This is a genomic window from Arthrobacter sp. UNC362MFTsu5.1 (assembly GCF_000685965.1).
Lineage (GTDB): Bacteria > Actinomycetota > Actinomycetes > Actinomycetales > Micrococcaceae > Arthrobacter.
Window position 1 is genome coordinate 118,020 of the sequence record NZ_JMLE01000002.1, and the last position, 14,169, is coordinate 132,188.

Annotated in this window: 14 protein-coding genes; 6 read left to right on the forward strand and 8 right to left on the reverse strand. The window is 67.6% G+C overall.

Annotated features, from left to right (window positions below; genetic code table 11):
• Positions 1–25: 25 nt before the first annotated feature.
• The 3 genes from tsaB to alr are packed head-to-tail and all read right to left on the reverse strand — an operon-like array spanning position 26 to position 2,495.
• Positions 26–697 carry a tRNA (adenosine(37)-N6)-threonylcarbamoyltransferase complex dimerization subunit type 1 TsaB gene (gene tsaB / locus BS38_RS0103280; RefSeq protein WP_028269517.1) on the reverse strand — a complete coding sequence of 224 codons (672 nt, stop codon included), beginning with the start codon at positions 695–697 and terminating at the stop codon, positions 26–28.
• Positions 697–1,260 (reverse strand): tRNA (adenosine(37)-N6)-threonylcarbamoyltransferase complex ATPase subunit type 1 TsaE, encoded by a 564-nt coding sequence (gene tsaE, locus BS38_RS0103285; protein ID WP_028269518.1) that lies wholly within the window; start codon positions 1,258–1,260, stop codon positions 697–699. Before tsaE ends, tsaB begins: the two co-directional genes overlap by 1 nt.
• Positions 1,257–2,495, reverse strand: a complete 1,239-nt coding sequence (alr, locus tag BS38_RS24250; protein ID WP_043437553.1) for an alanine racemase — start codon at positions 2,493–2,495, stop codon at positions 1,257–1,259. The genes tsaE and alr overlap by 4 nt, the downstream gene beginning before the upstream one ends.
• Before the next feature lie 94 nt (positions 2,496–2,589).
• Here alr and BS38_RS0103295 point away from each other — a divergent pair, with 94 nt between their 5' ends.
• Positions 2,590–3,327, forward strand: coding sequence for a VOC family protein (locus tag BS38_RS0103295; protein WP_028269519.1), 738 nt, complete (start codon positions 2,590–2,592; stop codon positions 3,325–3,327).
• 34 nt (positions 3,328–3,361) lie between these two features.
• Here the strand turns inward: BS38_RS0103295 and BS38_RS0103300 are convergent, their stop codons facing one another.
• Complete coding sequence (locus BS38_RS0103300; RefSeq protein WP_028269520.1) at positions 3,362–4,453, reverse strand: PfkB family carbohydrate kinase; 1,092 nt, start codon at positions 4,451–4,453, stop codon at positions 3,362–3,364.
• Between the two features lie 116 nt (positions 4,454–4,569).
• Here BS38_RS0103300 and BS38_RS0103305 point away from each other — a divergent pair, with 116 nt between their 5' ends.
• Positions 4,570–5,991: a family 4 glycosyl hydrolase gene (locus BS38_RS0103305; RefSeq protein WP_028269521.1), complete on the forward strand. Its 1,422-nt coding sequence runs from the start codon at positions 4,570–4,572 to the stop codon at positions 5,989–5,991.
• Between the two features lie 12 nt (positions 5,992–6,003).
• On the opposite strand, the gene BS38_RS0103310 is transcribed toward BS38_RS0103305, so the two are convergent.
• Positions 6,004–6,540 carry a GNAT family N-acetyltransferase gene (locus BS38_RS0103310; protein ID WP_269319486.1) on the reverse strand — a complete coding sequence of 179 codons (537 nt, stop codon included), beginning with the start codon at positions 6,538–6,540 and terminating at the stop codon, positions 6,004–6,006.
• Positions 6,541–6,672: 132 nt separating this feature from the next.
• Between BS38_RS0103310 and mshA the strand changes: the two genes are divergently transcribed.
• From mshA to BS38_RS24255, 3 genes are all read left to right on the forward strand, one after another.
• On the forward strand, positions 6,673–7,938 hold the full coding sequence (gene mshA / locus BS38_RS0103315) for a D-inositol-3-phosphate glycosyltransferase (protein WP_028269523.1): 1,266 nt from the start codon (positions 6,673–6,675) through the stop codon (positions 7,936–7,938).
• A gap of 62 nt (positions 7,939–8,000) precedes the next feature.
• Positions 8,001–9,698 carry a formate--tetrahydrofolate ligase gene (locus BS38_RS0103320; RefSeq protein WP_028269524.1) on the forward strand — a complete coding sequence of 566 codons (1,698 nt, stop codon included), beginning with the start codon at positions 8,001–8,003 and terminating at the stop codon, positions 9,696–9,698.
• A gap of 79 nt (positions 9,699–9,777) precedes the next feature.
• Positions 9,778–10,458 (forward strand): endonuclease domain-containing protein, encoded by a 681-nt coding sequence (locus tag BS38_RS24255; protein WP_231511022.1) that lies wholly within the window; start codon positions 9,778–9,780, stop codon positions 10,456–10,458.
• Between the two features lie 45 nt (positions 10,459–10,503).
• Here BS38_RS24255 and BS38_RS0103330 read toward each other — a convergent pair whose 3' ends face one another.
• On the reverse strand, positions 10,504–11,013 hold the full coding sequence (locus BS38_RS0103330; protein WP_028269525.1) for a DUF2306 domain-containing protein: 510 nt from the start codon (positions 11,011–11,013) through the stop codon (positions 10,504–10,506).
• A 100-nt stretch (positions 11,014–11,113) separates the two neighbouring features.
• Here BS38_RS0103330 and BS38_RS0103335 point away from each other — a divergent pair, with 100 nt between their 5' ends.
• On the forward strand, positions 11,114–11,737 hold the full coding sequence (locus BS38_RS0103335; RefSeq protein WP_028269526.1) for a MerR family transcriptional regulator: 624 nt from the start codon (positions 11,114–11,116) through the stop codon (positions 11,735–11,737).
• A 93-nt stretch (positions 11,738–11,830) separates the two neighbouring features.
• On the opposite strand, the gene BS38_RS0103340 is transcribed toward BS38_RS0103335, so the two are convergent.
• Both BS38_RS0103340 and mgrA read right to left on the reverse strand, forming a co-directional pair.
• Complete coding sequence (locus BS38_RS0103340) at positions 11,831–12,916, reverse strand: inositol-3-phosphate synthase (protein WP_028269527.1); 1,086 nt, start codon at positions 12,914–12,916, stop codon at positions 11,831–11,833.
• Between the two features lie 204 nt (positions 12,917–13,120).
• Positions 13,121–14,164, reverse strand: coding sequence for an L-glyceraldehyde 3-phosphate reductase (mgrA, locus tag BS38_RS0103345; RefSeq protein WP_028269528.1), 1,044 nt, complete (start codon positions 14,162–14,164; stop codon positions 13,121–13,123).
• Positions 14,165–14,169: the final 5 nt, after the last annotated feature.

Consider the following 14,169-nt stretch of genomic DNA (forward strand, 5'->3'; position numbering starts at 1 on the left):
CCGGCGGCGCCGCCTGCCGTCCCGCTCACAGCGCACGCTTCCGGGGACCCGGGACCTGGGCATCGGACTCGCGGAGGTACAACGGGGTGGAGTCCGGCAGCTGCTCCCCCGCGGCCAGCCGCGCAAGGGCGAACTGGCCCAGGTAGAGGGCGTCGGGCTGCTCGGCGCTGAAGTCCGGATCGGCGCGGAGGACGTCCTCATAGATCCCTGCGCCGGCTCCGTAGGCAGGGAGGTCGGGCAGCCCGGCCGCGAACCCCACGTGCGGGCCGTCAACCAGCCGGGGCAGCTGGCCGTCGGCGAGTGAGTAGCGGGCCCAGTACACCTCTTTGCGCCGGGCATCCGTTGCCACCAGGAATTCCGGCACGGCGGACGTCGATTCGGCCACTTCCAGCGCCATGGCGTCCAGGCTCATCAGGCCGTACAGGGGTTTGCCCCACACGAAGGACAGGGTGCGCGCGGTGGCAATTCCGGACCGCAGTCCCGTGAACGGTCCCGGGCCGACACCGGTCACAATCGCGTCGATGTCCGCACCTGTCACGCCTGCGTCGGCGAGCATGTCATCGATGCCCGGAGCCAGCACTTCGGCATGGCTGCGGGTGTCCTCAGTGGAGAAACTCGCCAGCACCCCTTCGGGCGCATCGTCTGAAACCAGGGCGGCACTGGCCACGGCTGACGTGTCGATGGCAAGGATCAGCATCAGTCATTCCCTTTCAAGGCGGCAGGCAGCAGGGGCTGCTCAGCCCAGCGCGGGCCGAAGCCGCGGATCACGATGGTGCGGGGTTCGTCGTCGTCGTCCGTATCGAAGTCCAGCACGCCGTCCTCCGAGTCGGGTGAGCTTACCAACGGCCGGTGCAGTTCGACGTCGAGCAGGCTGTCGCTGAGGTGTTCCACGCGTCCGCGGCCCCACTCCACCACCGTGACGGTGCTGTCCAGCGTGTTTTCGAGGTCGATGTCATCGATTTCCGCCGCGCTTTCCAGCCGGTACGCGTCCACGTGCACCAGGTCCGGTCCGCCGGGACGCGGCCCGTCCGGAAGGTTGGGATGGATGCGGACCAGGACGAACGTCGGCGAAATGATGCCGGCCCGCACCCCCAGGCCCTCACCGAGGCCCTGCGTGAAGGTGGTCTTGCCGGCGCCGAGTTCGCCCGTCAGGATGACCAGGTCCCCGGCCCCAAGAGCGGCGCCGAGCGCGGCCGCGAGGGCATGGGTTTCCTCGGCGGTCTGCACCGTGAAGGACAGCTCCCACTGCGGATCGCTCACAGTGATTCACCCGGCCCGTCTGCCGGTTTTTCGTTGACGTACCGCCTCGGGACGCGCGGGCTGATCCGGGTGACGATCTCGTAGTTGATGGTGCCGGCGGCGCGGGCCCAGTCGTCCGCCGTCGGGCCGCCGTCCGAGCCGTCGCCGAAGAGGACCGCTTCGGCTCCCAGCAGGCTCGCGCCGCCGGACGAAACGCCAAGGGGTCCGAGGTCGATCACCATCTGGTCCATGGCGATCCTGCCCACCACCGGGTAGTTCCGGCCCTCCACCCGGACAGGGCCGCCGGTGGCAACGCGCGGCACGCCGTCGGCGTATCCAAGCGGGATCAGTCCCAGGGTGCTGGTGCCGGAGGTGCGGTAGTTGAGTCCGTAGGAAACACCCTGGCCGGCCGGGACGTCCTTGCAGTGCGACACCTTGGTGCGGACGGTCATGGCCGGGCGGAGCCCCAGTTCGGCCGGCGACTGGCCGTCGAAGGGCGAGAGCCCGTAGATGCCCAGTCCTACCCGGACCAGGTCGAAGTGTGTGTCCGGGCGGGACAGCGTGGCCGGAGTGTTGGCCAGGTGGCGGACTTCGGGGTCCACTCCGGCGTCCTCGGCGATGGCTAGGACTTCGCGGAAGGCCTGCAGCTGCTGGTCCGTTTCCGGGCGGTCCGGTTCGTCGGCGACGGCGAGGTGGGAGAAGATTCCCACCACACGGAGCAGGCCTTCGTCCTGGTATTCCATCGCCTCGCCCACCAGGCTGTCCCAGGCTTCCAGCGTGGCGCCGTTGCGGCCCAGGCCGGTGTCCACCTTCAGGTGGACCCGTGCCGGCCGTTCCTGTTCACGGGCCGCCAGGACAATCCGCTCCAGCTCCCAGCCGGAGCAGCCGATGTCGATGCCGGCGGCGACGGCGGCACCGAAGTTGCTGTCCGGTGTGTGCAGCCACGCGAGCAGCGGCGCCTCGATGCCGGCGGCGCGCAGGGCGAGCGCTTCGGAGATGTGCGCAACACCGAGCCACCGGGCTCCGGCGTCGAGCGCTGCCCGGGCCACCGGAACGGCACCGTGCCCGTAGGCATCCGCCTTCACGACGGCCATGACCTGCGCCGGTGAGGCAACGGCCGCCAGGTGGCGGACGTTGTGCCGGATGGCGTCCAGGTCGATCACTGCTGAACGTTCGCTGGCGGAAGGTTCGCTTGCGGGGCCAGGGGTTGCGTCCGGGACGGACCGGAAGTCGCCGGTTGCTGCTGGGTAGGTCACCCTAGTGATTCTAGTAGCGCCGCGGCGGGTGGCTTAACTCTGCCAGGCGTGCCACCACTGTGGGCTCTATTACCGGGGTATAGGGTCGTGCGGTATGGCACTGCGACTTGTTCAAGTGAATTTCAAGGCCCGGGATGACTCAGCCCTGGGCCGGTTTTGGGCCGAGGCGCTCGGCTGGGGTGTTTCCAGCGAGGGACCGGGGGTGACCAACGTCGAACCCGTGGGCTTCACCTGGCCGGACCCCTCCGCAGTGTGCGTCGATGTGGTCACCGTCCCGGACCCCGAGACAGTGAAGTACCGCGCACACCTCGATCTTGCCACCACCTCTGAGGTCCATAAGGAGGAGTTGGTAGCGCGCCTGTTGGAGCTCGGTGCGACGCCGGCCGATGTGGGCCAGGGTGATGTGCCGTGGACGGTTCTTGCCGACCCGGAGGGCAATGCGTTCTGCGTGCTGGAGCCGCGGCCGATCTACCGGGACACCGGGCCCATCGCCACGGTGGTGGTCAATTGCGCGGATCCCCGGTCCATGGCCCGGTTCTGGAGCGAAGCCACGGACTGGACCCTGCACGAGGTGACCGATGATCATGCGAGGCTGCGTTCGGCCCAAGGTGTCGGGCCGTATCTCGAACTACTTCGTACGTCCGGCGTGGAGACCGTGTGGAACCGTGTCCATCTCGACCTGATGCCGTATCCGGGTGACGATCAGTCGGCGGAGGTGGCCCGGCTGCGGGCCCTCGGGGCCACTGACGCCGACGTCGGCCAGGGCGATGTGCCATGGGTGTGCCTCGCCGACCCGGAGGGCAACGAATTCTGCGTCCTCACCCCGGGCTGAACCTCGGCCCGCCGTCCCGAACGGGGGACGCGGCCTACGCGTCGGAGAGGTGTGCGATCGTGGCTGTGGCCCGGCGCAGGGCCTGCGGGGGAACGTCGCGCACGATTTCCTCCAGGAAGCTGAAGCGCCGCAGCCACTGGCTGCTCTGCCGTTCCGGCCTGGCGTTGGCCCGCTTCCACCAGTCGGCAATGTCGCCCCAGCCGGGCGCTGCCAGCGAACCGCCCACTTCCTGGACCGCCAGGGACGCGCACAGGTTGGCGAAGCGGAGCCGGTCAGCAAGCGGCCAGCGCGCCAGGCTGCCCACAATGAAGGCCGCACCGAAGCAGTCTCCCGCACCGGTGGGGTCATAGGCGGAGACCGGCAGGGACGGTACCCATTCCTCTTCGCCCGTTTCGGAGTCCACGGCCATGGCACCCTGCGGCCCCAGGGTCACCACGGCCACCGGAACCCGGTCAGCGAGCGCATACAGTGCCGCCCACGGTGTGTCCCGGCCGGTAAAGGCCATGGCCTCGCGCTGGTTGGGCATAAAGGCGTGGAAATGCTGCAGGTTGTCCAGCCGGGCGGAGGACCATTTGCCGGTGGCGTCCCAGCCGACGTCGCCGAACAGTTTGACCCCCGCGCTGTTGGCGGCAATGGCCCACGGGGCCAGTTCCTCGTCCAGGTCGGCGACGGCGGCGAGCGCGGCGGGCGGTGTGCCGATCAGTTCCGATGAGGTGACCGGCGCCGGGTGGCCGTGCGTCACCATGGAGCGGTCGTGCTGAACGCTGAGCGAGACCGTCACGGGTGAGTGCCAGCCGGGGATGCGCTTGGAGAGGGACAGGTCCACGTGTTCCTGGGCGGCCAGGATCTTCCAGTTGTAGTCCCCGTAGCCGTCGTCACCGAAGGCGGCCGCCAGCCCGGTGCGCAGGCCAAGGCGCGCCGCGGCGATGGCCTGGTTGGCCACACCGCCGGGGCAGCTGCCCATGCCTTCGCTCCAGATTTCGGTCCCCGGCTCCGGCGCATGGGGCAGGCCGGTGAAGATGATGTCCTGGAAAACGGTCCCGGTCAGGAGCAGATCGAAGCTCCCGTCCGCGGGAGTGCGGACGGCGGAGAGCGGGTCGAACCGGCGCTCTGGTATCGCGTCCATGTTCGGCAGACTACGCCCTCCCGCCACCACTGCAAAGTGCCCCGCCGCGGTACACCGCAGGGCGTGGGCCGGCTGGGTGGGCCGGGTGGGCCGGGCGGCCGAATAGACTGCGTGGTATGCGGCTCATGATTGCCGGTGGCGGCGGGTTCCGTGTCCCGCTGGTGTACCGGGCGCTCACCGCCGGCCCCTTCGCAGGGCTGGTGCGCGAGCTTGTGCTTTTCGACGTCGACCCCCTGCGGCTGGCCGCGATCAGCGCCGTCCTGTCATCGATGGCTCCATCCGGCGGTGCGGCTTCATCCGGACACTCCGCCCCTGCGGTCAGCACCACCACCTCACTGGCCGAAGGCCTTGACGGCACCGACATGGTGTTCGCTGCCATCCGCCCGGGTGGAACAGCCGGCCGGATAGCCGACGAACGCGTTGCCCTCGGCCTCGGCCTCCTGGGCCAGGAAACCACGGGCGCCGGCGGAATCTCCTATGCGCTGCGATCCATCCCCGGGATGCTGGAACTCGCCCGCGAAATGAAGCGGCGCTGTCCTGAGGCCTGGCTGGTCAACTTCACCAACCCCGCCGGAATGGTCACCGAGGCGCTGGTCCCGGTTCTGGGCAGCAGGGTGATCGGCATCTGCGATTCGGCGGGCGCCCTGGTTCACCGGGCGGCCCGCGCTGCCGGCGCCCCGCTGCCCGAGGGAAAGCTCGACGGCGTGGGCTACTACGGGCTCAACCATCTGGGCTGGCTGTACCGGCTGGAGTCCGGCGGCAAGGATCTGCTGCCCGGACTGCTGGCGGATGCGCAGGCGCTGGCCGGCTTCGAGGAGGGCAGGCTTTTCCCGCAGCCGTTCCTTCAGTCCCTGGGCTGCCTGCCGAACGAGTACCTGTATTACTACTACGACACCGTGCGGGCCGTCGGGGTCATCCGGACCATGCGGCAGACCCGCGGCGAATCGATCCACGAGCAGCAGTCCGGGCTGTACCCGGCGCTGGCCGCAGCCGGGTCCCGGGCCTACGAACTGTGGGACGCGGCCCGCCGTTCGCGCGAGGAAGGCTACCTGGCCGAGGCTCGGGCCAGCGGCGAACAGCGCGACGAGGACGACCTCGCCGGCGGCGGCTACGAGCGCGTCGCCCTCGGGGTAATGCGTGCCCTGTCAGGAGGGGCGTCCGCAGGTGCCTCCGGAGGTGCGTCCGGCGGGAGCGCCGAGCTCATCCTGAACACCCCGAACGCCGGTGCGGTTCCCGGGCTGCCGGCGGACGCCGTCGTCGAGGTTCCCTGCGTGGTGACCTCCGACGGCGCGGTGCCGGTGCCGCAGGACCGTCCGGCGGACGCCCAGCTGGCCCTCATGCAGCGGGTCAAGGAGGTGGAGCGGCTGACGGTGTCCGCGGCGGTGCATGGCCGCCGTGACGACGCCGTCCGGGCGTTCGCGCTGCATCCGCTCATCGATTCCGGGGAACGCGCCGTCGAGCTTCTCGCCGGGTATGAAGCGGCTTTCCCGGCGCTCCGTCGGCTGTGGCGCGGCGGGCCTGAAAGCCGGAAGCCCTGAAGCCGGCGTGTCCTACAGCTTGCGGTACATCACTTTCAGGCCCACGTAGCCCAGCGTCGGGTGGTTGAAAGCCTCCGGGATGGTGGCCAGGACGTCGAACCCCATGCCCTGCCAGGCCGCCACCGCGCGGACGTTGCTCTCCACCACGGCGTTGAACTGCATGGCGCGGAAGCCGGCCGCGCGGGCCGCGTCCAGGGAGTAGGCGCAGAGCGCCTTCGCCAGGCCCTTGCCGGCGTGGTCCGGGTGGACCATGTAGCCGGCGTTGGCCACATGGCTGCCTCCCCCGCCCTGGTTGGCGTGCAGCTCGCCGGTGCCGAGCACCACACCGTCCTGGACGGCCACGAAGGCCTGGCCCGGGGCGTCCTTGAACCAGCGGGCCCGGGCTTCGTCCTCTGTGGTGCCACGGTCCCAGGTGAAGGTGTCGCCGGCCCGGATGACCGGTTCGAGGATCGTCCACATGCCGGGCCAGTCGGCAGCGGTGGCCGGGCGGATTTCGATGCCGGCGGTGGGGCCGGCTGAGTCTGTGGTTGCGTCTGCGGTGGGGCTCACAGCCGCCACGTTAGCAGGATGGCCGCGGATGCCGCGCGGGAGGGCCGCACAGCATGCGGTCCGCTGTGAAGGCCGGGGCACTTCAGGAGTAGTGTTTTATCGGATGCAGTTCCGCCAGCCGAAAGGAGAGCCGTGACTCTGATCCGACGTGTCGCGTTCCTCTCCCTGCACACCTCGCCCATGGAACAGCCCGGTTCCGGTGACGCCGGCGGCATGAACGTGTACGTGCGTGCGCTCGCGTCGGCGCTGGCGGCCAGCGGTGTGGAAGTGGAAATCTTCACACGGTCCACGTCGTCGGGACAGCCCGCCGTCGAACACCCGGATCCCGGGGTGTGCGTCCACAACGTGATCTCCGGGCCGCCGCGGAAGCTGCCCAAGGAGGAACTTCCGGAGCTGCTGCACAGCATGGTGGAGGAAGTCGAACGGATCCGGCAGCGCCAGCCGCACGGCCGGTACGATCTCATCCATTCGCACTACTGGGTTTCCGGCGTGGCCGGGCTGGAGCTTTCGCGGCTGTGGGGCGTGCCGCTGGTGCACACCATGCACACGATGGCCAAGGTCAAGAACATGCTCCTGCACTCCGGCGAAAAACCCGAACCGCGGCGGCGCGAGGACGGCGAACACCGCATTGTCGACGGCGCCACACGGCTGATCGCGAACACGCCGGCCGAAGCCGCCGAGCTCGTTTCCCATTACAACGCCGACTTCGACCACATCGACGTCGCTCCCCCGGGCGTGGACCTGACGGTGTTCACACCGGCCTTCCGGACGCGTTCCCGCGCCCGGCTCGGCGTGCCCGCCGGCAAGTTCCACCTGCTCTTCGCCGGGCGGATCCAGCGGCTCAAGGGCCCGCAGGTCCTCGTCAAGGCAGCAGCCCTGCTCCGCGCCCGCCGCCCGGACATCGACCTGCAGGTCACCATTTTGGGCGCCCTCAGCGGGGCGAAGGACTTCGACCTGAAGTCGCTGATCAGCGACGCCGGAATGGACGACGTCGTCACCCACCATCCGCCGGTGAACGCACCGGCGCTTGCCAACTGGTTCCGCTCGGCCGACGTGGTGGTGATGCCCTCATACAGCGAATCCTTCGGACTGGTGGCGCTCGAAGCCCAGGCCTGCGGGACACCCGTGGTGGCTACCCGCGTGGGCGGGCTGTCCCGGGCCATCTTCGAGGGCCGGACCGGGCTGCTGGTGGACGGCCACAAGGCCGCGGACTGGGCCGAAGTGCTGGAGGCGCTCTATGACGACCCCGCCACGCGGGAGGACATGGGCCGCGCGGCAGCCGTGCAGGCCCAGGGCTTCGGCTGGCAGCGAACCGCCGCGATCACGCTGGAAAGCTACCATGCCGCCGTCGACCAGTACATTGATACTCACAGAATTCCGGCGGGCCACACGCCTTAGCCGGGAGTGCCGGGAGGGACCCCCGAACGGCTTTGCCTGAAGCCACGAACTGAAGGACAACGATGTCTGACAACAACGTCATGAGTGACCTGGAAATCGCCCAGCGCGCCACCATGCGGCCCATCGAGGAAATCGCCGCCGCGGCAGGCATCAGCGCCGATGCCCTGGAACTCCACGGCCGGTACAAGGCAAAGATCGATCCGGCGAAGCTGTTGTTACAGGAAGGCGCGCCCGGCCGCCTGCCGGGCAAGGTGGTGCTGGTTTCGGCGATGTCCCCCACACCGGCGGGCGAGGGAAAGTCCACCACCACCGTGGGCCTGGCGGATTCCCTGGCGCGGGCCGGGCAGAAGGTGATGATCGCGCTGCGTGAGCCGTCCCTGGGGCCCGTCCTGGGCATGAAGGGCGGTGCCACCGGCGGCGGTTACTCGCAGGTGCTCCCGATGGAGGAAATCAACCTGCACTTCACCGGGGACTTCCACGCCATCACCTCGGCGAACAATGCGCTCATGGCCCTGGTGGACAACCACATCTTCCAGGGCAACGAACTCAACATCGATCCCCGCCGGATGACCTTCAAGCGGGTCCTGGACATGAATGACCGTTCGCTCCGCGAAGTGGTGATCGGCCTGGGCGGACCGGCCCAGGGTATTCCGCGGCAGGACGGCTTCGATATCACGGTGGCCTCGGAGATCATGGCGGTCTTCTGCCTGGCCACGGACATTGCGGATCTCCGCGGCAGGCTGGGCCGCATCACCTTCGGCTACACCTATGACCGTGAGCCCGTCACGGTGGCGGACCTCGGCGTCCAGGGTGCCCTGACCTTGCTGCTTCGGGATGCCATCAAGCCCAACCTCGTGCAGACCATCGCCGGCACTCCCGCCCTGGTGCACGGCGGCCCGTTCGCCAACATCGCACACGGCTGCAACTCGCTGATCGCTACCCAGACCGCCCGGCGGCTCGCGGACATCGTGGTAACCGAAGCCGGCTTCGGCGCCGATCTGGGGGCCGAAAAATTCATGGACATCAAGGCGAGGGTGGCGGACGTGGCGCCATCCGCCGTCGTGCTCGTGGCAACTGTCCGCGCACTCAAGATGCACGGCGGGGTGGCCAAGGAACGGCTGAAGGAGCCCAACGCGGAGGCGCTGGCCTCCGGCACGGCCAACCTTCGGCGGCACATCCGCAACGTGGAGAAGTTCGGAATCACCCCCGTGGTTGCCGTCAACAAGTTCACGACGGACACCCAGGAGGAGCTCGACTGGCTGCTGGAATGGTGCGCCGGCGAAGGCGTGCAGGCAGCTGTGGCAGACGTCTGGGGCCGTGGCGGGGGCGGGGACGGCGGCGACGATCTGGCCGCCAAGGTGCTCGCAGCGCTGGAGGCACCGCACAGTTTCCGGCACCTGTATCCGCTGGAACTGTCTGTGGAGGACAAGATCCGCACCATCGTTCAGGAAATGTACGGGGCCGACGGCGTGGACTTCTCCGTTCCCGCGCTCAAGCGCCTGGCCGAAATCGAGAAGAACGGCTGGGCCGGCATGCCCGTGTGCATGGCCAAGACTCAGTACTCCTTCAGCGACGACGCCACGAAGCTGGGTGCGCCGAAAGGGTTCACGGTTCATGTCCGGGACCTGATACCCAAGACCGGGGCAGGGTTCATCGTGGCGCTAACGGGGGCCGTGATGACCATGCCGGGCCTGCCCAAGGTCCCGGCAGCCCTGCGGATGGACGTGGACGACACGGGCAAGCCCCTCGGCCTCTTCTAAACCCACTCTCACTTCCCGGCGCCCACGGCTTCACTGCCAGCTATTGCCGCCTTGGCTGGCGGACTCAACGGAGCTGCATTTGAGCAAGCCGCGGTCATTGCCCTCGGTTCGCCGTAACGGGATCTTCGGCCACACCGTGCTGGCCCTGGATGACGAGATCGAGTCCATCGACGGCATGCGTATCAGCACCCGGTCGCGGACCTGGCTGGACCTGGCGCGACGGGTGTCGGTCAGCGACCTGGTGTGCATGGGCGACCAGTTGATCCGCATCCCGCGTGAGTCCTTCGAGGATCGGACACAGCCCTATGACACCCTGGTCGGACTCCGTGCTCTGGTGGGTCGCCACCCAAACCTGCAGGGTGTGATGCGTGCCCGCGAAGCGTTGGATCTCATGCGGGTCGGTTCCGACTCCGCCCCGGAAACGCTTCTCCGCCTGGCGATGGCCGACGCGGGCCTCCCCGAGCCGGATCTCCAACTTGCATTGCGCCCCGGCGACGCCGTCTCGGCGACCGCCGACCTCGGGTACCGCCATCGGCGCCTCGCCATCCAGTACGACGGCGAGCATCACCTTCTTGACGCCCGGATCCTCAGCGACCGGCGGCGGGACAAGGCGTTCGAGTCGGCTGGCTGGACGGTCCTGATCCTCGACAAGGATGACCTTGCTGACAGTTGCCAACCGGCCGTCAGGAAGATCAAGCGGATACTGCGCACCGCATGGCTGGATCACCCCCAGGCGTCCGGTTTCGCCGACGCCGGGTGAGCGAGGGTCCGCCGGGGACCCACCACAAGTGAGAGAGGGTCGGTACTAAACGCGCAGGGAGTGAGAGAGCGTTCCATCCGTCGACGGGGTCGCCTTACCCGCACGTCCGCCGCGCTTCAGCGATACGAACGTGATCAACACACTCAGCACCACCAGAGCTGCAACATATGCCGCGGTACCCGGGTCCTCGGCGAGGAGCTGCGGAATGGCCCGTCCCGGCACCGCAACGGCAAAAACGAACGCCACGGCAATGCCGATGTAGCTCCCGATCATGTTCCCCAGGTGCGAGGGGATGTTGCGGCGGATGGCGCTGACGAGCCCAAGGGTCACGGTCACGATGGTGAACGCCGACAGCCCGTGCAGCCAGGTGAAATGTCCGGCGGTCACAATCCAGAAACTGCTGACGCAGACGTAGTACATGGCGGCCACCCACAGGTAGCCCATCGTGCGGTGGATGCGGTCACGGCGCCTGCGCAGGATTTGAAAGGGTCCAATGACCAGGACGAACAGCGCGGCAATGACGTGGCTGACAAGCAGTACATTCCAGTGCTCCATGGCTTTAGGATAGAGCCACTATCCAATGCGTGTACATCAGGATAGCTGGCGCCGGGTCTGCTATCCGATGGCTTCGGGACCCGCAGGAAGGATGTCCGGTATGCAGCTGAAGGAACTGAGCGAGCGGTCGGGAGTCTCGGCCGCGAGCATCAAGTACTACCTGCGCGAAGGCCTCCTGCCACCGGGAGCGGCCGTCCATGCCACGCGCGCACAATATTCAGCGCGGCACGTCGAACGCCTGGAACTGATCCAGTCGCTCCGCCGGATAGTCGGTCTGACCATCGAACAGATTCGCGGCATCCTCACAATGGCCGACGACGGCGCCACGCGCCTTGAGCTCTTGGCGGCGGTTCAGCGGGTGGTGCTGGAGTTGGACTCCTACACCAATGCCAGTGGCGAGGTCGGCGCCCGGCCGGCTGACGCCGTCGTGCGTCTTAGGGCCTGGCCTGATTTCCCCAGTGATGCCCGGAACGCGTTGAATGCCCATCTGGAGTTGATGGAGAGCCTCAACATCCAGGTGCCCGGCGAACTCCTGGACACTTACAGCAAGGCCATGGACGACGTTGCGGGGGTCGATATTGCGGCCACGACGGCCCCGGACAGCGTCGATGAGCTCATTCTGACGGCCGCCGTCGGCATGCACATGCACAGCCAGCTGCTGCTGCGGCTCCTCGCCCTGGCCCAGGCCAGCCACGCGATCCGGCGCTATGAACAGGACGCTTAAGGCACGACGCTCCCCCACCAGTTCAAAAGCGAGAGAGCGTCGCGCCGAAACCCGCCAAAAGTGAGAGAGCGTTGTGCGGAAGGAGGAACGGGTTTAGCGCTCCAGGTCTCCGCGGATGAAGGCCTCGACCTTTTCACGGGCGAGGTCGTCGTTGAACTGCTCCGGCGGGGACTTCATGAAGTAGCTGGAGGCGGAGAGCAGCGGGCCGCCGATGCCGCGGTCCAGGCCGATCTTGGCCGCACGGATGGCGTCGATGATCACGCCGGCGGAGTTGGGTGAGTCCCAGACCTCCAGCTTGTACTCGAGCGACACGGGGGCGTCGCCGAAGTTGCGGCCCTCGAGGCGGACGAAGGCCCACTTGCGGTCATCGAGCCACTGGACGTAGTCCGAGGGGCCGATGTGCACGTCCTTGGCAGCCAGTTCGGCCTCGACGTTGGAGGTCACGGCCTGGGTCTTGGAGATCTTCTTGGACTCGAGGCGGTCGCGCTCGAGCATGTTCTTGAAGTCCATGTTGCCGCCGACGTTGAGCTGGTACGTGCGGTCCAGCGTGACGCCGCGGTCCTCGAACAGCTTGGCCATGACGCGGTGCGTGATGGTGGCACCGATTTGGCTCTTGATGTCATCGCCCACGATCGGCACACCGGCAGCGGTGAACTTGTCGGCCCACTCCTTGGTGCCGGCGAGGAACACCGGCAGGGCGTTGACGAACGCCACGCCCGCATCGATTGCGGCCTGCGCGTAGAACTCGGCGGCTTCCTGCGAACCAACGGGCAGGTAGCAGACCATGACGTCAGCCTTGGCGTCCTTGAGGGCCTGGACAACATCGACCGGTTCGGCCGGGGACTGCTCGATGGTCTCGAGGTAGTACCTGCCGAGGCCGTCCAGGGTGTGGCCGCGCTGGACCGTGACACCGGTGGGGGGAACGTCGGCGATCTTGATGGTGTTGTTTTCGCTGGCCAGGATGGCGTCGGCGAGGTCGACTCCGACCTTCTTGCCGTCCACATCGAAGGCCGCAACGAACTGAACATCGTTGACGTGGTACTTGCCGAACTCCACGTGCATCAGACCGGGAATCGTGGCCTGGGGGTCGGCATCCCGGTAGTAATGGACACCCTGGACCAGGGACGCAGCGCAGTTACCCACGCCAACAATGGCAACACGAATCGGATTTGAAGACACGGAACTCCTTTGAGAACAAACTTCAGTGCCCGGCGCGGCTGCACTCTGATGTGCGACGGCGGCTGATGGGCACGGCGCCATTGGGCGCCCTTGCATTGTAGCCAACGCCGCCGGGGCCGGAGTTGTTCCCGGCCCCGGCGTACTGTCACGGACAGTTCTGTTACGCACGCTTTGTTACGCGCGGCCGCGTTGGGAGCGGCTGCGTTAGGAGCGGCTCTGGGCCCAGAGGTTGATGTCGGATTCGACGGCGAACTCGTCGATCGCTTTCAGCTCCTCCAGCGAGAACGCCAGGTTGTTGATAGCGGACAGGGTGTCCTCCAGCTGCTTGACGCTGGATGCGCCTACCAGCGCGGACGTCACGGGAGACCCCTTGGGCTGGTCGCGGAGGATCCAGGCGATGGCCATCTGAGCCAGCGACTGCCCGCGGCCGGCGGCGATCTTATTAAGCCCGCGGACCCGGTCCAGTTTGTCCTCGGTCAGGGCGGACTCGGACAGGAAGCGGTCCTTGGCCGCGCGCGAATCGGCCGGGACGCCGTTCAGGTAGCGGTCCGTCAGCATGCCCTGGGCGAGCGGGGAGAACGCAATGGAACCTGCACCCACCTGGTCCAGCGCCTCGTACAGGTTGGGGGCGCCGTTCTCGGTCCAGCGGTTCAGCATGGAGTAGCTGGGCTGGTGGATGAGCAGCGGGGTGCCGAGCTCCTTCAGGATCCGGGCGGCCTCGAGGGTCTGTTCCGGGGTGTAGGAGGAGATGCCCGCGTACAGGGCCTTGCCCGAGCGCACGGCGTAGTCCAGCGCGCCCATGGTTTCCTCCATGGGCGTTTCCGGATCGGGGCGGTGGCTGTAGAAGATGTCCACGTAGTCCAGGCCCATGCGCTGCAGCGACTGGTCCAGGCTGGAGATCAGGTATTTGCGGGAGCCCCACTCGCCGTAGGGGCCGGGCCACATGTAGTAACCCGCTTTGGTGGAGATGACCAGTTCGTCGCGGTAGGGCTTGAAGTCGTCCTGCAGGTGGCGGCCGAAGTTGGTTTCCGCCGAGCCGTCCGGCGGGCCGTAGTTGTTGGCGAGGTCAAAGTGGTTGACGCCGAGGTCGAAGGCGCGGCGGAGGATGGCGCGCTGCTCGTCGAAGCGCTTGTCGTCGCCGAAGTTGTGCCAGAGGCCAAGGGAAATGGCAGGAAGTTTGAGGCCGCTGCGTCCCACGCGGCGGTAGGGCATGGATTCATAGCGGTTGTCCGCTGCAGAATAAGTCATACCTG